Annotated in this window: 18 protein-coding genes and 1 riboswitch; of the genes, 5 read left to right on the plus strand and 13 right to left on the minus strand. The window is 71.7% G+C overall.

Annotated elements, in window-relative coordinates; translation table 11 throughout:
- Window positions 1-37 precede the first annotated feature (37 nt).
- Window positions 38-1,312, plus strand: a complete 1,275-nt coding sequence (locus AB0M16_RS27030) for a glycosyltransferase 87 family protein (RefSeq protein ID WP_365347293.1) — start codon at window positions 38-40, stop codon at window positions 1,310-1,312.
- Here the strand turns inward: AB0M16_RS27030 and AB0M16_RS27035 are convergent.
- Window positions 1,270-2,628, minus strand: a complete 1,359-nt coding sequence (locus AB0M16_RS27035) for an MATE family efflux transporter (RefSeq protein WP_365347295.1) — start codon at window positions 2,626-2,628, stop codon at window positions 1,270-1,272. The two genes, AB0M16_RS27030 and AB0M16_RS27035, sit on opposite strands and share 43 nt — an antisense overlap.
- 93 nt (window positions 2,629-2,721) lie before the next feature.
- Here AB0M16_RS27035 and AB0M16_RS27040 point away from each other — a divergent pair, with 93 nt between their 5' ends.
- On the plus strand, window positions 2,722-3,327 hold the full coding sequence (locus AB0M16_RS27040) for a PadR family transcriptional regulator (RefSeq protein WP_365347297.1): 606 nt from the start codon (window positions 2,722-2,724) through the stop codon (window positions 3,325-3,327).
- Here AB0M16_RS27040 and AB0M16_RS27045 read toward each other — a convergent pair.
- From AB0M16_RS27045 to AB0M16_RS27065, 5 genes are all read right to left on the minus strand, one after another.
- Complete coding sequence (locus AB0M16_RS27045; protein ID WP_365347299.1) at window positions 3,324-4,547, minus strand: hypothetical protein; 1,224 nt, start codon at window positions 4,545-4,547, stop codon at window positions 3,324-3,326. The two genes, AB0M16_RS27040 and AB0M16_RS27045, sit on opposite strands and share 4 nt — an antisense overlap.
- Before the next feature lie 36 nt (window positions 4,548-4,583).
- The gene (locus AB0M16_RS27050; RefSeq protein WP_365347301.1) at window positions 4,584-5,594 is read right to left on the minus strand and encodes an NlpC/P60 family protein; all 1,011 of its coding nucleotides are present in this window, start codon (window positions 5,592-5,594) and stop codon (window positions 4,584-4,586) included.
- Between the two features lie 227 nt (window positions 5,595-5,821).
- Window positions 5,822-6,850, minus strand: a complete 1,029-nt coding sequence (locus AB0M16_RS27055) for an NlpC/P60 family protein (protein ID WP_365347303.1) — start codon at window positions 6,848-6,850, stop codon at window positions 5,822-5,824.
- A gap of 265 nt (window positions 6,851-7,115) precedes the next feature.
- Window positions 7,116-8,480: an NYN domain-containing protein gene (locus AB0M16_RS27060; protein ID WP_365347305.1), complete on the minus strand. Its 1,365-nt coding sequence runs from the start codon at window positions 8,478-8,480 to the stop codon at window positions 7,116-7,118.
- Window positions 8,481-8,525: 45 nt separating this feature from the next.
- Window positions 8,526-8,768 carry a hypothetical protein gene (locus AB0M16_RS27065; protein WP_128976779.1) on the minus strand — a complete coding sequence of 81 codons (243 nt, stop codon included), beginning with the start codon at window positions 8,766-8,768 and terminating at the stop codon, window positions 8,526-8,528.
- 150 nt (window positions 8,769-8,918) lie between these two features.
- On the opposite strand from AB0M16_RS27065, the gene AB0M16_RS27070 reads away from it, so the two are divergent.
- Together AB0M16_RS27070 and AB0M16_RS27075 are read left to right on the plus strand one after the other, a co-directional pair.
- Window positions 8,919-9,644 (plus strand): rhomboid family intramembrane serine protease, encoded by a 726-nt coding sequence (locus AB0M16_RS27070; RefSeq protein ID WP_365347307.1) that lies wholly within the window; start codon window positions 8,919-8,921, stop codon window positions 9,642-9,644.
- 165 nt (window positions 9,645-9,809) lie between these two features.
- On the plus strand, window positions 9,810-10,091 hold the full coding sequence (locus tag AB0M16_RS27075) for an Lrp/AsnC ligand binding domain-containing protein (protein WP_365347309.1): 282 nt from the start codon (window positions 9,810-9,812) through the stop codon (window positions 10,089-10,091).
- 67 nt (window positions 10,092-10,158) lie between these two features.
- Here AB0M16_RS27075 and AB0M16_RS27080 read toward each other — a convergent pair whose 3' ends face one another.
- From AB0M16_RS27080 to AB0M16_RS27105, 6 genes are all read right to left on the minus strand, one after another.
- On the minus strand, window positions 10,159-11,640 hold the full coding sequence (locus AB0M16_RS27080; protein WP_365347311.1) for an aminotransferase class V-fold PLP-dependent enzyme: 1,482 nt from the start codon (window positions 11,638-11,640) through the stop codon (window positions 10,159-10,161).
- 182 nt (window positions 11,641-11,822) lie between these two features.
- Window positions 11,823-11,939, minus strand: a riboswitch (SAM riboswitch).
- An 88-nt stretch (window positions 11,940-12,027) separates the two neighbouring features.
- Window positions 12,028-13,092 carry an anthranilate phosphoribosyltransferase gene (trpD, locus tag AB0M16_RS27085; RefSeq protein WP_365347313.1) on the minus strand — a complete coding sequence of 355 codons (1,065 nt, stop codon included), beginning with the start codon at window positions 13,090-13,092 and terminating at the stop codon, window positions 12,028-12,030.
- A gap of 136 nt (window positions 13,093-13,228) precedes the next feature.
- On the minus strand, window positions 13,229-14,854 hold the full coding sequence (locus AB0M16_RS27090; RefSeq protein WP_365347315.1) for a cytochrome bc complex cytochrome b subunit: 1,626 nt from the start codon (window positions 14,852-14,854) through the stop codon (window positions 13,229-13,231).
- On the minus strand, window positions 14,851-15,903 hold the full coding sequence (locus AB0M16_RS27095; RefSeq protein ID WP_365347317.1) for a Rieske 2Fe-2S domain-containing protein: 1,053 nt from the start codon (window positions 15,901-15,903) through the stop codon (window positions 14,851-14,853). The genes AB0M16_RS27090 and AB0M16_RS27095 overlap by 4 nt, the downstream gene beginning before the upstream one ends.
- Window positions 15,900-16,709: a c-type cytochrome gene (locus AB0M16_RS27100; RefSeq protein ID WP_365347319.1), complete on the minus strand. Its 810-nt coding sequence runs from the start codon at window positions 16,707-16,709 to the stop codon at window positions 15,900-15,902. The genes AB0M16_RS27095 and AB0M16_RS27100 overlap by 4 nt, the downstream gene beginning before the upstream one ends.
- Before the next feature lie 72 nt (window positions 16,710-16,781).
- Window positions 16,782-17,402 carry a heme-copper oxidase subunit III gene (locus tag AB0M16_RS27105; protein ID WP_356064572.1) on the minus strand — a complete coding sequence of 207 codons (621 nt, stop codon included), beginning with the start codon at window positions 17,400-17,402 and terminating at the stop codon, window positions 16,782-16,784.
- Between the two features lie 187 nt (window positions 17,403-17,589).
- On the opposite strand from AB0M16_RS27105, the gene AB0M16_RS27110 reads away from it, so the two are divergent.
- Window positions 17,590-17,991: a hypothetical protein gene (locus AB0M16_RS27110; RefSeq protein WP_365347321.1), complete on the plus strand. Its 402-nt coding sequence runs from the start codon at window positions 17,590-17,592 to the stop codon at window positions 17,989-17,991.
- A 12-nt stretch (window positions 17,992-18,003) separates the two neighbouring features.
- Here the strand turns inward: AB0M16_RS27110 and AB0M16_RS27115 are convergent, their stop codons facing one another.
- Window positions 18,004-19,260 carry an Ig-like domain-containing protein gene (locus AB0M16_RS27115; RefSeq protein ID WP_365347323.1) on the minus strand — a complete coding sequence of 419 codons (1,257 nt, stop codon included), beginning with the start codon at window positions 19,258-19,260 and terminating at the stop codon, window positions 18,004-18,006.
- Window positions 19,261-19,297: the final 37 nt, after the last annotated feature.

Below are 19,297 nucleotides of genomic sequence, written 5' to 3' on the forward strand. Positions count from 1 at the left end.
CGCTCCGGCGGACCGACAGGACAGGAACAGGACAGGTATGACGGGCGCGGTGGGGACGGTGTCGCACGACGGCCTGCGCAAGCCGATAGCACTGTGGGCCCTCACCCGGGCGCTGATACTGCTGTGCGTCTTCAAGATCGTGGTCATTCCCGGCCCGGACGTGACCAGCGACGTCGAGCAGATCTACCAGGGCTGGTACGAGGTCCTGAGGACCGGCACGTATCCGCTGGACGACGTCACCTGGCAGTACCCGCCGGCCGCCGCGCTGGCGATCCTCGCCCCCGCCCTGATGCCCTTCCTCGGCTACTCGTCGGCCTTCTTCGTGCTCGCGCTGCTCTGCGACGCGTTCGTCTTCGGTCTCCTCGTGTACACGGGGCGGCGCCCCAGCCGCTCGATGCGCGGGGCGTGGCTGTGGCTCGCGGGGGTGCCGCTGCTCGGCCCGACCGCGTACTCCCGCTACGACCTGATGGTGACGGCCGTGGCGGTGGCGGGCCTGCTCGCGGCGCTGCGCAGTCCGGCCGTGCTCGGCGCGCTCGCCGGGTTCGGGGCGACGCTGAAGGTCTGGCCGGTGCTGGTGCTCGCGGGCACCGCGCGCGGCCGGGCCACCCTCCGCTCCTGGACCACGGCTGTGGGCGCGGCCGCCGGCGTGCTCGCGCTGTGCGTCCTGGCCGCGCCGGGCGCGCTGGCCTTCCTGGGCTTCCAGCGGGACCGGGGCACCGAGGTCGAGTCGCTCGGCGCCCTGGTCTTCCACGTGGCCCGGCACTTCGGCTGGCCGGGCGAGGCACGGATGAACTACGGCTCGATCGAGTTCCTCGGCCCGGGCGTCCCCGCGGTGTCCACGGCGGCGCTGCTGCTGACGATCGCCGCCTTCGGCTGGCTGCTCGTGTGGCGGCTGCGGGCCCGCCGCCATACGACGACGACCACGGCGGACGCGGCCTTCGTGGCGGTCCTGCTGTTCACGACGACGAGCCGGGTGATCAGCCCGCAGTACATGATCTGGCTCGTGGGGCTCGGCGCGGTGTGCCTGGTGTACCGGGCGAGCCGGATGCGCCGGCCCGCGTATCTGGTGCTGTGGGCGACGGCGGTGACGCAGTTCGAGTTCCCCGTGTGGTTCTCGCACGTCTCGCACAGCGACCCGCTGGGCATCGCGCTGCTGCTGGTGCGGAACGGGCTGCTCGTCGCCGCGTCCGTCTCCGCCTGCCGGATCCTGTGGCGCCAGACGGTCACGGAGCCGCGGCTCGAGGCCGCCGGCCCGGTGCGGATCCCGGCTCAGGCGGACAGGGAGAAGGTCCGGGTCCCGGTCTCGTCCTGAGCCGCGGCCCGTGCGGTCCGGCGGCGCAGCACGCCGAGGGCCGTGCACTGGGCGGCCATCGCGAGGGCCATGGCGAGGCAGATCCCGGCGAGGCCGAGGGCGGCCGAGAGCGCGTGCGCGAGCGGCAGCTGGAGCAGCACCCCGGCGACCGTGATCCGGGCGAGCTTCGGTGAGTCGCCGCTGCCCTCGAAGACCCCGGCGAGGGCGATGAACCCGGCCATGAGCAGCAGGTACGGGCCGAGGCAGCGCAGGAACAGGGCGCCCGCCGCGGCGACGGCCGGCTCGGCGCCGAAGCCCCGCATCACCGGCCCCGCGGCGAGCAGCAGCAGGGCGCCGGCCGCCGCCCCGAGCAGCCCGCCGAGGACGAGGGCCTGCCGTCCGACGGCCCCGCGCCGGTCGTCTCCGCCGCCCAGGAGGTGCGCGGTGTGGATGGCGGCGGCCTGGCGGACGGCGTAGAAGGACATGGTGGCGACGTACATGGCCTTGGTGGCGATGCCGTAGGCGGCGATCTCGGTGACGCCGAGCCGGGCGACGACGGAGACGAGGGCGAGCGCGCCGGCCATGCGGACCACGAAGTCGACGGACATGGGCAGGCCGAGGGCGGCCGTGCGGCGCAGGGCGGCGGCGGTGCCGCCGGCCGGGCGGGCCGTGCGGGCGGCCTTCAGGTGCGCGTTGCGACGCAGCGCGAGCAGTCCCGCGGCGAGGGCCGCGGTGCGTCCGACGACGGTGGCGACGGCGGCGCCCTCCACTCCGTGGGCGTGGACGAGGAACGGGTCGAGGACGAGGATCAGCCCGTTGGCGAGGAAGGCGAGCCGCATGGGGGTGCGGGTGTCGCCGGTGCCCTTGAGGACGCCGTCGAGGACCGTCGTCGCGAAGAACACGGCCGTGCCCGGGAGCGAGATCGCGAAGTAGGCGGTCGCGAGGCCGTGCGCGGGGTGGCCGGAGCCGCCGAGCAGCAGCGCGGCGAGCTGGTCGCGCAGCAGGAACCCGCCGAGGGCGACGGGCGGGACGAGCAGGGCGCAGAGGGCGGCGCCGCCCCGTGCGGCGGAGCGCAGCGCGCCGGGGTCGTCCGCCCCTCTGGCCCGGGCGACGAGCACGGTGGTGCCGGAGGCCGCCATGAGGACGACGCCGAGGAGCAGGTTCTCGACGTGGGTGGCGACGGCCACGGCGGCGACGGCGTCCCCGCCGAGCCGGGCGACCCAGACCATGTTGATGACTCCGGCGGCGACCCCGGCGAGGAGTTCGAGGTAGACGGGCCCCGCGAGCCGGACGAGCGTGCGGCGGTGCGCGGCGGCGGTGATGGTGACGGCACTCATGGATCCCCCTCGTTTCGCTGTACCTCGATTCGAGGTATGTCGAAAAGAGATAGCATGCGGAGCGGGCCCCGACAAGCGCGAAGGAGCGGAACGGTGCTGGAGCTGTCGATCCTCGGCTTCCTCTACGGGGGAGCGCTGCACGGCTACGAGCTCAAGGAGCGCATCCAGGGCCTGAGCGGCCACGTCCGCCCGGTCAGCGACGGCGCGCTCTACCCCGCGATCACCCGGCTGGTGAGGAACGGCCTGGTCGACAGCCAGACGGAGCCCGGCGCGGGCGCCGCCCCGCGCCGCACCCTCTCGCTGACGGACGCCGGCCGCGCGGAGCTGTTCGCCCGGCTGCGCTCCCCCAAGGACGGCGAGATCACCGACGGCCAGCGCTTCTTCACCCTGCTCGCCTTCCTGGGCCTGCTCCCCGATCCGGCCGAGCAGGCCGCGGTCCTCCGCCGCCGCCAGGCCTTCCTGGAGGCGCCGGCCAGCTTCTTCTACGCGGACGGGGCGCCCGTCCGCGCCGAGGACGAGCCCGACCCGTTCCGGCGCGGGATGCTCCGGATCGCCCGCGCCACGGGCACGGAGGAGAAGGCGTGGCTCACCGAGACGCTGGCCGACCTGGACCGGCGTGCCGGGGCGGCGGACCGGGGCCGGTCCCACGGAGCGGACGCCGCGAGCCCGGTGATCCGGAAGGCGGGCCCTAAGCCCTAAGGGGTCTCGCCGAGCCGCTCGGCCAGATACGCCCGCCAGCGCGCGGTGAACTCCTCCGGCGTGGTGCCCAGGACGTCCGCGAGGGCCTTCTCCAACGCTCCCTCGCGCCCCGGATGGGCGCCGACGGCACGGTAGAACGCGGTCAGCTTCGCTTCCCCCCACCGGTCGGCGATCAGCGCGCAGGCCAGCCAGCCGCTCTCGTAGGCCCGGGCCATCGCGTCCGCGTCGCCGCCGAAGGCGAACTCCTCGTCGCCCGGCAGCGCCGTCGGCCCCTGGCCGGCCCGGACCGCGCGGGCCAGTTCGGGGGCGGCCTGCTCGGCGGTGCGGCCGGTGCCGCGGTAGGCGGCCCAGTCGGCGAAGCCCTCGGAGAGCCAGACCGGGGTGGCCGTGGTGGTCTGGGTCCGGGTGGCGACATGGGTGGTCTCGTGGGTGAGCACGAAGCTCCGGCCGAACGAGCCGAGCACGCCGTACGCGTCCGGGTTGACGATCACCCGGTCCGCGGGCGCCTCGGCGCCGCCGCCGACCGCGCCGGTGGTGACCGCGGCGATCCCCCGGTACGAGGCCGCGGGCGCGCCGAGCAGTCTGCCCATCGCGTCCACGGACGCCGGGACCAGGACCACGACCCGGCCCGCCCAGGGCGACGGCCAGGCGTCGCCGACGGCGGGCACCGCCCGGTCCGCCGCGTCCGCGATCTCCTTCAGCCGCTCCGGGCGCTGGCCCACGCCGAGCACCAGACTGCGGCTGCCGGTCACGGCGGTGACCTCGCCCTGCTGCCACAGCTGCTGCGGGGCCCCGGCGGCGGCCCGGTCGCCGGTGACGTACCAGCGCCCGTCCCGCTCGACGAGGTCGAGGACGCGCCGGGTGGTGGCGGGACCGGAGTCGTACCCCTTGATGCGGTAGCCGAGGTCGGCCTCGACGGTGGCCCGCCCCTGGCCGACCGGGTCGACGCCCGTGACGCGGTAGCTCCAGCCGCCGAGCGGGATCCTCGCGAGCCGCCCGAACTCGGTGCGCGCCGCGGGGACGAGGGCGGGATCGAGGTCGGCGAGATAGCCGGCCTCGTCGCGGTCGAGGAGCGCCTCGGCGTGCCGGTCGAGCAGGCGCTGCACCTCGGCGGAGGCCGGGCGACCAGGCTCCGGGGCGGCGCACCCGGCGAGGGCGAGCAGTCCGGTCAGCAGGCAGGCGAGGGCGCCGCGCGCCGCTCCGCTCCCCTGACCTGCCACGCCCCCGATCGTACGGGGGGAGCCGCGGAGGCGGCCTCAGACCCTGGTCACGGTGACGTGCGACATCATGGTGACCGGGTCGTAGCGAACCCGCGCGCCCGGGTAGGGGGCGTGGATGACCTGGCCGTTGCCGGCGTAGATCGCCACATGGCTGGCGTCGCTGCGGTACGTGACGAGGTCGCCCGGCTGCGCCTGGGAGAGCGGGATCCGGCGCCCGGCGCTCCGCTGCGCCTGGGAGGTGCGGGGCAGCGCGATGCCCGCCTGCCGGTACGACCAGACCATCAGGCCCGAGCAGTCGAAGGCGGACGGGCCCGCGGCGCCCCACACGTACGGCCGGCCGATGGCGCTGCGCGCGGCGATCACCGCGGCGGCGGCGCGCGAGGGGCCGAGGTCGCCGAGCGGCGGCAGCTCCTCGTCGAGGGACTCGCGGCCGGAGCGGGAGGCGCGGTCGAAGCCGGCGCGCTCGGCGGCGGAGAGCGAGGCGAGCAGTCGGCGTGCCTCGGCGAGCTTGCCCTCGACGGTGCGCTTGTGACGGGCCACCTCGGCCCGGCTGCGCTCCAGTTCGGCGAGCGCCGTGCCCGCCTCGGCGCGCTCCTGGGCCCGCTCGCGCAGCTCGCGCCGGAGTTCGTCGAGGGCGGCGCCCTGGCGGGCGGTGACCCGGTCGAGGACCGAGGCCCGGTCGAGGTAGCTGTCCGGGTCGGAGGAGAGCAGCAGGGCGAGGGCCGGGTCGATGCCGCCGGAGCGGTACTGGGCGCCGGCCACCGAGCCGAGCGCGCCGCGCATGCGGTTGATCCGCTCCTGGCCGCGGGCGAGGCTGTCCTGCGCCTGGGAGACCGTCCTGCGCAGCTGGTCCGCCTTCTCGTCGGCCCGGTTGTAGCGCTCGGTGGCCTGCTCGGCCTCCTCGAAGAGGCGGTCGACGGCGGCTCGGGTGCTCTGGGCCGTGGCGCCGGGGTCGGCGTGCGCGGGGACGGCACCGAGGGCCGTGGCCGCGGTGGCCGCGGCTGCGGTGAGGACGGTGACCCTGGCGGGTCGTCGGTGGGACGCCACGGATCGCGCTCCGTTCGGTTCGACGGACTGGCGCGGCAGACAGTAGCCGCTGTTCACTCCGCGTCCAACGAAGGCGCCGGGCACACAAAGTGACGCCCCGCCGGAGACCACAAGGTCACCGGCGGGGCGTCAGGTCAGTCCGGGATCCGACGAACCACCCGTTCGGAGGGCGGTTCGCGGGGGGTGTCCGGGGTGTCGGACGGTGCGCGTCGCGTCGGACGACCGCGTCAGATGCGGACGCCGAACTGGAAGGTGCCCATGTAGTCCATGGACTCGTAGCGGACCACCGCGCCCGGCTTCGGGGCGTGCAGGATGGTGTTGTTGCCCGCGTACAGACCCACGTGCGACAGGCTGTTGAAGAAGACCAGGTCGCCCGGCTTGAGCTGGCTGCGGCCGATCTTCACGCCGTCGTTCTGCTGGGTGTAGGTGGTACGGCTGATGCCGACGCCGGCCTGGCGGTACGACCACTGGGTCAGGCCCGAGCAGTCGTAGGAGTTGGGGCCCTCGGCGCCGGAGACGTACGGCTTGCCGAGCTGCGTGGCGGCGGCGTTGAGGGCGGCGGCGCCGCGCTGCGAGGCGGGCACCTCGTTGCCGAGGTCGACGCGGTCGCCGGCGGCACGGCTGGCGCGCTGCTCGTCCTGCTGGATCTTCGCGCGCTCGGCGGCCGTCAGGGTGTTGAGCAGCTTCTGGGCCTCGGCGAGCTTGCCCTGGAACTTCTTCTTCTTCTCGGCGAGCGTCTTGCGCACGTCCTCCAGGTCGGCGAGCTTCGTCGTCGCCTCGGCGCGCTCCTGGGCGAGGGTGCGCTGCTTGGCCTGGATGGACTGCAGGACGTCGGCCTGCTTGGCGCCGAGCTGGTCGATCGCGGACGCCTTGTCGAGGTAGGTGTCCGGGTCGGAGGAGAGGAAGAGCTGGAGCGCCGGGTCGATGCCGCCGGAGCGGTACTGCGCGGTGGCGACCGAACCGATCTGCCCGCGCAGGGTGTTGAGCTCCTGCTGGCCGCGGGCCACCTTGTCCTGGAGGGCGCCGATCTCCTTCTGCAGCTTCTCGCGCCGCTCCTCGGCGAGGTTGTACTGCTCCGTGGCCTCCTCGGCCTCGTGGTGCAGCTTGTCGACCTTCGACTTGACCTCGTCGATCTTGGGCTTCGGGGCCGCCTGGGCACCGGTCTGGGCGGAGAGCGCGACGGCGGCTGCGGCGGTCGCGGTGAGCACGGTCACACGGGTGCGGCTCGGCTGCTTGGGACGACGGTGGGACGCCACTCGGGCGGTCTCCTTCTTCCTCGAGCCGCCCGGCCGGGCTGCGGCAGGCGGGACCCACGCTGTCATCCCCGATGGATGATCAACCGCGCGAAGGTTCGAGGCCCGACCCTAGTGACCATCTTGTGATCAGTTCAAATCCCAGCAGGCAAAATCTCGCCCGCTCAACACATTATTTACGCGCATCCCACAGGCAGCAATGGCCACTTGACCCTGCGTGGATCAGAAAACGGGCATGCCGGAAAAAGCAGACCAAGGTGACGAGACATCACGAGAGGCGCGAAAGGCGCTTGAGCAACAAGGCGGACGCGACCGGCCGCGCACCGGACTTGGCGACCCCGTCGGCCACCTCGCGGTCGGTGGAGACCACCACCACCGGACGCCCCGGCGGCTCCGCCCGCACCAGCTGACGGATCAACTCGTCGGCCGTGACGCCGGGCTTGGAGAACAGCACCCGCACCCCGCGCGGCGGAGCGAGCAGCACCGGCGCCGCCAGTTCGGCCCCGTCGAAGACACAGGTGATCTCCGCGCCGGAGCGCGCCGCGAGGGCGGACAGACCGCCGAGCAGCCGCAGCCGCTGCTTCTCCAGCGGCATCGTCGGATAGCCGGTCTTGGTGACGTTGTAGCCGTCCACCACCAGGTGCGCCTGGGGCAGTTCGAGCAGCTGGTCCAGGAGCGCCGGGTCGGTCTCGGACAGGGCACGGGCCGCGATGTCCTTCGGCGACATCCGGCCGGGCTCCACGGCGTCCACGGTGTCCGCCGGGTGCATCGACACCGGGGGCAGGGCGAGTTCGCGGCGCAGCCCCTGCGCGGCGTCGAGCACCGTGTCCAGGAGCAGCCGCAGCCGCATGTCCTCCACCGAGCGGCCCTCGCGGGCGGCCCGCCGACTGGCCTCCAGGGCGGCCTCCACCTCGCCGAGCCGGGACTTGAGCCGCCGGGTCTCGCTCTCGGCGGCCGACACCTGGGCGGCGGCGTCGGCCTTCACGGCGTCGATCTCCGCCTGGACGCGCCGGAGCGCCGCCTCGCCGCGCTTCACGTCGCTCTGGGCGCTGCGCAGCTTCCGGTGAAGCGATTCCGCTTCCTTGCGGGCGACCTCCAGGTCGTGCCGCAACTGCTCGGTCTCGGCCTTGCCCCGCTCCTTCGCGCCCGCGACCTCCTCGCGCAGCCGCTCCAGCTCGCGGCGACTCGCCTCGTCGGCGCGCTCGGCGTCGGCGCGCTCCGCCTCCTCGCCGGCGGCGGCCACGAGCTTGCCCCAACCGGCCGGGCGCAGCACATAGGCGGCCGCGGCGACGTCGACGGGGTCGGCGGCGGCGGGCGGGGCACCGGACTCGACGGCGCCGGCGAGCTCGGGCTGGGACGCCTTGAAGCGTTCGCCGATCCGCTGCCGGAACAGCGGATCGCCCTCCAGGGCGGCCGCCATCGCGTTCCCGGCGAACTTGGCCCGCCGGGAGGCGGTGAAGCGGGCGTACTGCCGCAGCGGGGCCGGCAGGTCGGAGACGGTGAGGCCGCCGAAGGCGTCGGCGACCAGTGCGACGACCTTCCGCCGGACGGCCTCGGGCAGGGGTCGGTCGAGCGCCTCGGCAGCGTCGTCTGCCGGGCCCGCCGGCTCATCACCGTGCGCGGGCTGCTCCACGATCCGTCACCCCTCTCCCTGTCGTCGCCCTCGTGGGGCCGCTTCTCAGGAAGCGGCGCCGGGCCTGTCCACCAACTCGATCTGGTCCACCGCGTTGCACCAGCGGCATCGGACCGACTCGATGGTCTCACTGACCACCTCGCGCTCCTCTACCTTGGGCTCTCCGGCGAGGTCCAGATGGACGTACTCCACGACCTTGGACGAGCGGGTCACGTCGAAGCGGGTCAGGTTGCCGCAGAGAGTGCAGCGCCAGCGGGTTTCGGCGGTCGGCAGGGGAACCGTCGTCATCGTGCCGTCCTCTTTCCGTACGAGGCTTACGGGCCCGCGGTGCGCCGTCGAACTGCGGGAGTACTGCCCGTAACCCTACGGCCTCCCGGGTCTCCCGTGTCACGGCGAGGCACTCTGTCCAGGTGGGCACCGGTACGCCATGATCTGTCCATGATCGACTGGCGGGACGCGGCCCTCGGCGCCTGGCGGGGCGCCCGGAACGGGCCGACCGTGACGTACGGACTCATCGCCGCCTGCGTGCTGCTGTTCGCCGTCGGCCCGGTGTCGGGGCTCAATCCCGCGTACGGCACGGGCGACACCCTGCTCGCGGCGCAGAGCAGCTACTTCCAGCGCTGGGGCGTGATCCCGGCGGATCTCCTGCGAGGGGATCCGCGGGCCCTGCTCACCCCGCTGACCGCCCTCTTCGTGCACGGCAGCTGGCTGCACCTGCTCGGGAACATGCTGTTCCTGTACGTCTTCGGGGCCATGGCGGAGGAACGGATGGGGGCGGCCGAGTTCGGCCTGTTCTCCCTGGGCTGCGGCTACCTGGCGCTGGTGGGGTACGCGGCGGCGCACGCCGACAGCGGGCAGACCCTGGTCGGGGCGTCCGGGGCCATCTCCGGGGTGCTCGGCGCCTTCCTCTACCTCTTCCCGCGCTCCCGGGTCACCAGCCTGTTCCCCTTCCTCTTCTTCCTGCCGCTGCGCTTCCCGGCCTGGATCGTGCTGATCTTCTGGTTCGCGCTGCAGTGGCTGGCGGCACGCTCGGCGGGATCGGGGCCGGGGGTCGCGTACCTGGCGCACGTGGTGGGGTTCGGGATCGGGTTCCTCTACGCGTGGGCGCGCTACAGAGGGAGAGGGGCTCGCGAAGCGCTTTCCCAGGAGGGCGGTGGCGGGTGACGGGAGGGAGAAGGGGCTCGCGCAGCGCTTCCTCGGAGGGGCGGTGGCGGGTGACGGGAGGGAGAAGGGGCTCGCGCAGCGCTTCCTCGGAGGGGCGGTGGCGGGTGACGGGAGGGCGGATAGAGTGAAACCACCAGCCGCGGCCACCGAGGGAGAAAGCCAGCCGTGATCACCGCGATCGTGCTCATCAAGACCAGCGTGGACCGGATCCCCGAGATCGCCGAGGCGATCGCCGCGATCGACTCCGTCAGCGAGGTCTTCTCGGTCACCGGCACCTACGACCTGATCGCGATGGTCCGGGTGGGCCGCCACGACGACCTGGCCGACATCATCCCCGGCCAGATCTCCAAGATCCCGGGCGTCGAGGGCACCGACACCCACGTCGCCTTCCGCGCCTACTCCCAGCACGATCTGGACGCGGCGTTCGCCATCGGCCTGGAGTCGTAGGGCCCGCGCACCGTCGACGAAGCCGGCCTCCCCACGGGAGGCCGGCTTCACCCGTACGAGGGACAGTTCAGCCGCGGTCCGGGACGCAGCGGCCGTCCTCGGTGCGGTAGTTCCACCGGGCGCCGTCGCGTACCAGCTCCTTGACCGCGCCGACGAACCGCTCCACGTGCTCGTCCGGCGTACCGGCGCCGAAGCTCACCCGGATGGCGTTCAGCGACCGCTCCCCCGGGGCGGCCTCGGGGGCGCCGCACTCGCCCGGGTCCTGCGGGTCGCTGCCGAGCAGGGTGCGCACCAGCGGGTGGGCGCAGAACAGGCCGTCCCGGACGCCGATGCCGTATTCGGCGGAGAGCGCGGCGGCGAAGTGGGAACTGTTCCAGCCGTCCACGACGAAGGAGATGACGCCGACCCTGTCGGCGTCGTCGCCGAAGAGGGAGAGCACCCGCACCGCGGGCACCTCGGCGAGGCCTTCGCGGACCTTCGCGATCAGGTGCCGCTCGCGGGCGACGAGCCGGTCGAAGCCGGCCTCGGTGAGCGCCTTGCAGGCGGAGGCGATGGCGTAGACGCCGATCACGTTGGGCGAGCCCGCCTCGTGCCGGGCCGCGGTGGTGTGCCACTCCACGTCCACACCACCGTCGGCCCGGCGGGCCACCTTGCGGGAGGCTCCACCGCCCGCGAGGTAGGGCTCGGCGTCCTGGAGCCAGTCGGCCCGCCCCGCGAGGACGCCGGAGCCGAACGGGGCGTACAGCTTGTGCCCCGAGAAGGCGACCCAGTCGACGTCCGACTCCCGTACGGAGACGGGGTGGTGGGGCGCCAGCTGGGCGGCGTCCAGGACGATCCGCGCGCCGTGCGCGTGCGCGGCGGCGGCGAGTTCGCGCACCGGCCAGAGCTCGCCGGTGACGTTGGAGGCGCCCGTCACACAGACCAGGGCGGGGCCGGAGGGGTCGCGGTCGGCGAGCGCGCGCTCGAGGGTCTCGACGGCCTGCTGCGGGGTGCGCGGCGCGTTGAGGTGGGTGACGCGGGCGTCGCTCCCCCTACGCCCGGGGGCGTGGGGGGACCCCCAGGGCAGCAGCGAGGCGTGGTGCTCGGTCTCGAAGACGAAGACCTGGCAGTCGGCGGGGATCACCTGGGCGAGCAGGTTGAGCGAGTCGGTGGTGGAGCGGGTGAAGACGACCTGGTCGCCGGGGCGGCAGTCGAGGAACTCGGCGACGGCGGTCCGGCTGTTCTCGAAGAGGTCGGTGGAGAGTTGGGAGAGGTACCCGGCGCCGCGGTGGACGCTGCCGTAGTACGGCGCGTACGCGGCGACGTCGTCCCACACGCGCTGCAGGGCCGGGGCGCTGGCCGCGTAGTCGAGCGCCGCGTAGCCGACCTCGCCGCCGGTGACCAGCGGGACCGTGACGTCCCGGCCGAGGACCGGCAGCGGGGCGTCGCAGCAGGGGTCGGAGTCGCCGGACGCCGAGGCGGGAGCGGGGGCGGCGGAAGGGACGGTGGTGGAGACGGTGTCGGTGGCGACGGGGACGGCGGCGACGGCGGCGTTCGGGCGTGCGGACATGACGGTATCTCCCGGCATAAAAAGGGCGCGAAATGGCGTGAAGAGGCCCGCGCGACGGCAGCGCGCAAAGGGGTGCCGCGTACGGGTGGTGGTGGAGAAGGGGGCCGGAGGGCCCTAGCGCATTCGCTTGCTCACGAGACACTGCTCCCTAGAGGACCAAGGACCCCAGGGTTGTGCGCAGGGGTCCGCGCTTGCCGCAGGCTTCTGCTCGTACGGCCTGGTCTTCACCCGGGGCACCCCGCCACGGACGGAGGGTTGCCGGACAGCCAGCCGGGGCTTTGTCGCTGTCACTCATGACCTGTCACAGAACCTATGCCAGTCGATCACGACGACGCAACCCCGTCCCGGCATCCGGGACGGGGTCGCCATGCTCCGTTCTCATGGGCGTCAGGCGTTGCTGGCCGCCACCCACCGCTCCAGGGCCCGCCGGGCGGCGCCCGAGTCGATCGACTCCGCGGCCTTCGCCATGCCCGTGCGCAGCTGCTCCACCAGGGTGCCCTCCCCCGGCTCCAGGGCGGTCAGCGCCGCCGCCGCGTTGAGCAGCACCGCGTCCCGTACGGGTCCGGTCTCGCCGGCGAGCAGGCGACGGGCCACGTCGGCGTTGTACGAGGCGTCGGCGCCGCGCAGGTCCTCCAGGGTCACGAGTTCGAGGCCGGCGTCGCGCGGGTCGAAGCGCTCCTCGGTCACCGTGCCGCCGCGGACCACCCAGACGCGGGAGGTGGAGGTGGTCGTCAGCTCGTCCAGGCCGTCGTCACCGCGGAACACCAGGGCGGAGTTGCCGCGCTCGGCGAGCACCCCGGCCACGATGGGCGCCATGCGCGGGTCCGCGACGCCGACGGCCTGGGCCCGCACCTTGGCGGGGTTGGTCAGCGGACCGAGCACGTTGAAGGTCGTGCGGATGCCGAGCTGGCCCCGGGCGGCGGCGACGTGCCGCAGCGAGGGGTGGAACTTCACCGCGAAGCAGATGGTGATGCCGGCCTCTTCGGCGACCTCGGCGACCCGCTGCGGGGTCAGGTGCAGATTGATGCCGAGCTTCTCCAGGACGTCGGAGGAGCCGGAGGCGGAGGAGGCGGCCCGGTTGCCGTGCTTGACGACCTTCACTCCGGTGCCGGCCACCACGATGGACGCCATCGTGGAGATGTTCACCGTCTTGGCGCCGTCCCCGCCGGTGCCGACGATGTCGACGGCGGGCCCGGGCACCTCGATCACGTTGGCGTGCTCGTACATGGTCCGGACGAGACCGGTGATCTCCTCCACCGTCTCGCCCTTGGCCCGCAGGGCCACCATGAACCCGGCGATCTGCGCGTCGGTCGCCTCACCGCGCATGATCAGGTCCATCGCCCAGGCGGTGTCGTCGGCGGACAGGTCCCGGCCTTCGAGCAGCCCGTTCAGCAGGGCGGGCCAGGAGCGGCCCGCCGCGGTGTCGCCTCCAGCGGGGTTCACTGCGCTCATGGTCGCTCCTGATGTCTCCGTACGGACCTACAAGGGTTGTCTCCCACCCTATCGATCTCCGGGGACGGCAAAGAGCCCCGTCCATCGAATGGACGGGGCTCTCGCCGTGGCGACCTACGTCAGGAGGTCGAGGTGATCAGTGGTGGCCGTGGCCGCTCTGGATCTCCTTGTACTCCTCGACGGTGGGCTTGGCGATCTGGTTGTCTTCGCCGTAGTAGCCCCTGTTGAGCTTGACCCGGAGCTTCTGCATCCGGCCGATCTTGCGCTCCACGCCGTTCTCGTCGACGGCCGGCGGCAGCTCGGCCGGCGCGTACTGCTCGTGCGCCGTGAGGCGGTGCAGCTCGCCCTGGCTGAGCGGCTGGTGGACCTCGACGAACTCACCGTGCGGCAGGCGCTTGATGATGCCGGACTCGCGGCCGTGCAGCACCTTGTCCTTGTCGCGGCGCTGCAGGCCGAGGCAGATCCGCTTGGTGACGACGAACGCGATGACCGGGCCGGCGAAGAAGAAGATCCGGACGAACCAGGTGATCGAGTTGATCGACAGGTGGAAGTGGGTCGCCCAGAGGTCGTTTCCACCACCGATGAGCATGACCATGTACGCGGTGATCCAGGCGACACCGAAGGCGGTGCGCGTCGGAGCGTTGCGCGGGCGCTGCGCGATGTGGTGCTCGCGCTTGTCACCCGTGATCCAGGACTCGATGAACGGGTAGACCGCGATGGCCGCCAGGACCACCGGGAAGATCACCAGCGGGATGAAGACGCCCAGGACCAGGGTGTGGCCCCAGAGGTTGATCTCCCAGCCCGGCATGACACGGATCAGGCCCTCGGCGAAGCCCATGTACCAGTCGGGCTGGGCGCCGGTGGACACCTGGTCCGGGCGGTACGGGCCGATGGCCCAGATCGGGTTGATCGAGGCGATCGCCGCGATGACCGCGATGACGCCGAAGACCAGGAAGAAGAACCCTCCGGCCTTCGCCATGTACACGGGCAGCAGCGGCATGCCGACGACGTTCTTGTTCGTGCGGCCCGGGCCCTCGAAGTGCGTGTGCTTGTGGACGAACACCAGGATGAGGTGCGCGACCACCAGGCCGAGCATGATGCCCGGGAGCAGCAGCACGTGCGCCGAGTAGAAGCGCGCGACGAAGTCGCCGCCGGGGAACTCGCCGCCGAAGAGGAACATCGACAGGTAGGTGCCGACGATCGGGACGGACAGGATCGCGCCCTGCATGAAGCGCACACCGGTGCCGGAGAGCAGGTCGTCCGGGAGCGAGTAACCGGTGAAGCCGGTGAACATGCCCAGGAAGAACAGCAGGAAGCCGAACAGCCAGTTGATCTCACGCGGCTTGCGGAACGCGCCGGTGAAGAACACGCGCATCATGTGCACGAACATGCCGGCGAGGAAGATCAGCGCCGCCCAGTGGTGGATCTGCCGGATGAGCAGGCCACCGCGCACCTCGAAGGAGATGTGCATGGTCGAGTTGAACGCCTCGGACATCAGCTGTCCCTGGAGCGGGACGTACGGTCCGACGTACTCCACCTCGTTCATCGACGGGTGGAAGAACAGCGTCAGGTAGACGCCCGTCAGGATGATGATGAGGAAGCTGTAGAGGCAGACCTCGCCCAGCATGAAGGACCAGTGGTCCGGGAAGATCTTCCGCATGTTGGCCTTGGCCAGCGTGTAGATCCCCAGGCGGCCGTCGGCCCAGTCGGCGATCCGCTCACCGGCGGGCGCCTTCTTCTGCGTATTGGTCACAGTGCTCATCCGCGCTCCCAGAAGGCAGGACCGACGGGCTCGTCGAAGTCGCCGTGCGCCTCGAGGAAGCCCTTGTCGTTCACGCCGATCCGCAGCTGCGGGAGGGCGTGGCCGGCCGGGCCGAAGATGACGCGGGCGCCGTCCGACAGGTCGAAGGTGGACTGGTGGCACGGGCAGAGCACGTGGTGCGTCTGCTGCTCGTACAGGGAGATCGGGCAACCGACGTGGGTGCAGATCTTCGAGAAGGCGACGATGCCGTCGTGCGACCACTCGAGCTCGCGCTTGTCCTTGATGTCCTCCGGCTGGATCCGGACGATCATCAGGGCGGCCTTGGCGATCTCGACCTGGAAGTCGTGGTCGTGCTCCTCGAGGCCCTCGGGCTTCGCGAAGGTCAGCGAGCCGACCGCGACGTCCTCGGGACGCAGCGGCTCGTTGGTGTTCATGTTGATGAGCAGCTTGCCCTTGGCCCACAGGGTGGAGCGCAGCTTCTTCTCGGGCAGCGGACCCATGTCACGCAGCAGCACCACGCCGGAGAGCGGCACCAGGGCCAGCGCGCCGAACATCGTGTTGCGGATCAGCTTGCGGCGGCCCATGCCGGACTCGGCGGCACCGGCCGCGAAGTCCGCCATGACCTTGGCCTTGACCTCGGGCGTCGCCTCCATCGGGTGACGCTCGTCGGCGACCTCGACATCGGACATCAGGGTGCGGGCCCAGTGGACCGCGCCCGCGCCGATGAAGAACAGGGCCGCGCCGAGGGTCCAGCCCAGGGCGAAGTTGAGCGCGGACACCCGGCCGAAGGGCCAGATGTACACGATCTTGTCGACCGGGAAGATCACGTACGAGGCGATGAAGCCGATCGTGGCCAGCATCGACAGCGTGAACATGAACGCGACCGCGCGCTCGGACCGGCGAGCTGCGCGCTCGTCGATGTCCTGGATGCGCGGCTTGTGGGGCGGGAGGCCCGGGTCGGCGAACGGGTCGTCGGCGACCTTCACCGCGCCGTGCGCGGTGGCCTGCTCGGTCGGCAGGTTCTCTTCTGGATTCTCTTGGGTACTCATGACTTCTTGGCCTTAGCGGTGTGGGCCGCGACCCAGACGGCAACTGCGATCAGCGCACCCAGACCGAAGACCCACGCGAACAGACCCTCGCTGACGGGGCCGAGGCCACCGAGCTTGAGACCACCCGGGTTGTCGGCCTTGTCGCTGTTCACGGCCTGGACGTAGGCGATGATGTCCTTCTTCTGCTTCTCCGGCAGCGTGGTGTCGGGGAAGGACGGCATGTTCTGCGGGCCCGTCTGCATGGCCTCGTAGAGGTGCTTCGGGTCCACGCCCTCGAGGTTCGGGGCGTACTTGCCGTAGGTCAGCGCGCCGCCCTCACCGGTGAAGTTGTGGCACTGGGCGCAGTTGGAGCGGAACAGCTCGCCACCCTTGGCGATGTCGGCGCCCTCAGGGCTGTACTGGCCGGCCTTCGGCGTGATCGGTCCGGCGCCGAGGGAGGCCACGTACGCCGCGAGCTGATCGATCTCGGCCTGCGAGTAGATGACCTTCTTCTTCGGGACCTGGGCGCCGGGCTGCTGCGCCGGCATACGGCCGGTGCCGACCTGGAAGTCCACGGCCGCCGAGCCCACGCCGACCAGGGACGGGCCGTCAGAGGTGCCCTGACCGCCGGTTCCGTGGCAGCTGGCGCAGCCGACGGCGTAGAGCTTCTGGCCCTCCTCGATGGCGAGGGACTGGGCGGTTTCATCGGCCTGCGCCGTGCCCGCGGGCGCGAACGCGGCGTACAGCCCCCCAGTTGCCGCCAGCGCGAGGAGTAGGACGACGACCGCCGCCAGCGGATGGCGTCGTCGTGCGGAGAGCTTTTTCACGGATTACCCCGGTGTCAGGATCTTCTGCGTCGATGCTTGCTGGATGTGTCTCCGCCCGGAGGCGGAGCCCGATTACTTGATCAAGTAGATCGTGGCGAAGAGGCCGATCCAGACGACATCGACGAAGTGCCAGTAGTAGGACACGACGATGGCGGCGGTTGCCTGCTCGTGGGTGAACCTCTTGGCGGCGTACGTCCGGCCGAGGACCAGCAGGAAGGCGATGAGACCGCCCGTCACGTGCAGGCCGTGGAAGCCGGTGGTCAGGTAGAACACCGTGCCGTACGGGTCCGAGGACAGCGAGAGGCCGTCCTTCTTGACCAGCTCGGTGTACTCGAAGACCTGGCCGCCGATGAAGATCGCGCCCATCACGAAGGTGATGATGAACCACGTCCGGAGCTTCTTCACGTCGCCCCGCTCGGCGGCGAAGACGCCGAGCTGGCAGGTGAGGGAGGAGAGCACCAGGATCGTGGTGTTCGTCGCGGAGAACGGAAGGTTCAAGGCGTCGGCCTTTTCCGTCCAGAACTCCGCGCCCATCACGGATCGCAGGGTGAAGTACATCGCGAAGAGGGCCGCGAAGAACATCAGCTCGGAGCTCAACCAGATGATGGTTCCGACGCTGGTGAGGTTCGGTCGATTGACCGACGGGTGCGCGTGCCCGGTTTCTACTGTCGTTACTGTCGCCACGACCGACATTATGTCGGTCGCTTATCCCGCCCTCACTCCGGGGGGTGCCGTTCGGAGTGTCCGGGGCGCGTGTCCTGCCCGAACGGCCCATCGGAGGGGGGTTCCGGCACCCTTCGAACAGGTGTTGAACGGGTGTTGACGGGGTGTGGACCGGAGTAGCATCCGCGCAACGACCGACCACCTTCACGGAGGAACGATGCAGTCGAGCGCCACGGTCCTGGTCTACAGCGACGACGCGAACACTCGCGCGCAGGTCCGCCTCGCGGCCGGGCGCAGGCCCGCCGCCGATGTTCCCCCGGTCGAGTTCGTCGAGTGCGCGACGCTGCCCGCGGTCCTGGCGGCGCTGGACGAGGGCGGCATCGACGTGTGCGTGCTCGACGGCGAGGCGGTGCCGGCGGGCGGCATGGGCGTGTGCCGCCAGATCAAGGACGAGGTCTTCCGGTGCCCGCCGGTCCTGCTGCTGATCGGCCGCCCGCAGGACGCCTGGCTGGCCACGTGGAGCCGTGCGGACGCCGCGGTCACCCTTCCGGTGGAACCGGTCGAGTTCGCGGCGTCCTTGGCGTCCCTGCTGCGTTCGCGCCTGTCGATCGCCTCCTAGGCGCATCCCGGCCTAGATGGAGGGCCGCAGACGGGCCTTGGCGTCCTCGGTGACGGTCGCGTTCCCGCCGTCCGCCACCAGGGCGCTGCCCTGGCGCCACTTGCCCCAGTCCAGGTTCCAGTCGCCGAAGCCGTTGCCGAAGGTGTCCATCGTGTCGCCGAAGCTGTTGACGACGCTGACGATGTCTCCGGGGCGGACGGTCTCGTAGAACCAGGCCGCGTTCTCGGTCGACATGCCGACACAGCCGTGGCTGACGTTGGCGACGCCCTGGGAGCCGACGGACCACGGGGCGGCGTGCACGTATTCACCGCTCCAGGTGACCCGTGTGGCGTAGTAGACGGGCAGATCGTAGGACTCCGAGCTGCCCTCGGCTATGCCGATGCTGGTGCCCCGCATCCGTACGTAGTACTCCTTGCCGAGTATGACTTTGATCCCGTTCCGGGTGGAGAAGCCCGGTTTCCCGGTGGTCACCGGAATGGTGTTGATCACTTCTCCGTTCTTGCGCACCGTCATGTAGTGCGAGCCGGCGTCCGCGACGGCCTCGATGCGGTCGCCGATGGTGAGCTTGAGCGGCTTGGAGGCACCGCCGTAGAGCTTGTCGCCGACCTTGAGGCCGTCCAGGTTGCCGGTGACGCTGATGGACGCGCCGCTGGGCCAGTACTCCCTCGGACGGAAGTGCAGCTTCTTGTCGTCCACCCAGTACCAGGAGCCCTCGACGGCGGGTGCCGAGCGGACCTTGAGGGCCCGTTCGACGACCGCGCGGGCCGCCCGGTCCTTCACCGGGAGGCTCAGCTCGGCGGTGATCGGCTGGCCGACGCCGTACGTGCCCGCCTGCGGGCCGAAGGTGGCGGTGAGCGCCCGTTTCGCCGGTGCCGTCTCGAACGTGAACGTACGGGCGCCTGGAGCCCCGTCCTCGTCCTCGGTGGCCACCCGGACGGTGTAGCGCGCGCCGGCCGCCAGGGCCGCCGTGGAGCGCCACTTGTGCCCGTCGGCGGTCAGTTCGCCGGCCAGGTGGTGGCCCGACTCGTCGGTGGCGGTGACGTCGGCTATGCGCCCGTCATCGCCCTTGACGCTGATCTCCAGGGGCTTCTCGGGGTCGGCCTTCTTCCCCTCGGCGGGCGCGTTGAAGGAGATCTCGTCCGCGGCGTCGTAGGGCCTCGCCGACAGCGGATGGTCCCCGGAACCCGCACACGCGGTGGCGCCCGCGGCGACGGTGAGGGCCAGAAGAGTGCAGATCGGAACAGTCCGAATGCGCGGCGTGTCGTTCATGACCTCACGCTAAGAACATTCCTCGCACCCGGCGCGC

The sequence above is a fragment of the Streptomyces sp. NPDC051921 genome (genome assembly GCF_040680975.1).
Taxonomy (GTDB): domain Bacteria; phylum Actinomycetota; class Actinomycetes; order Streptomycetales; family Streptomycetaceae; genus Streptomyces.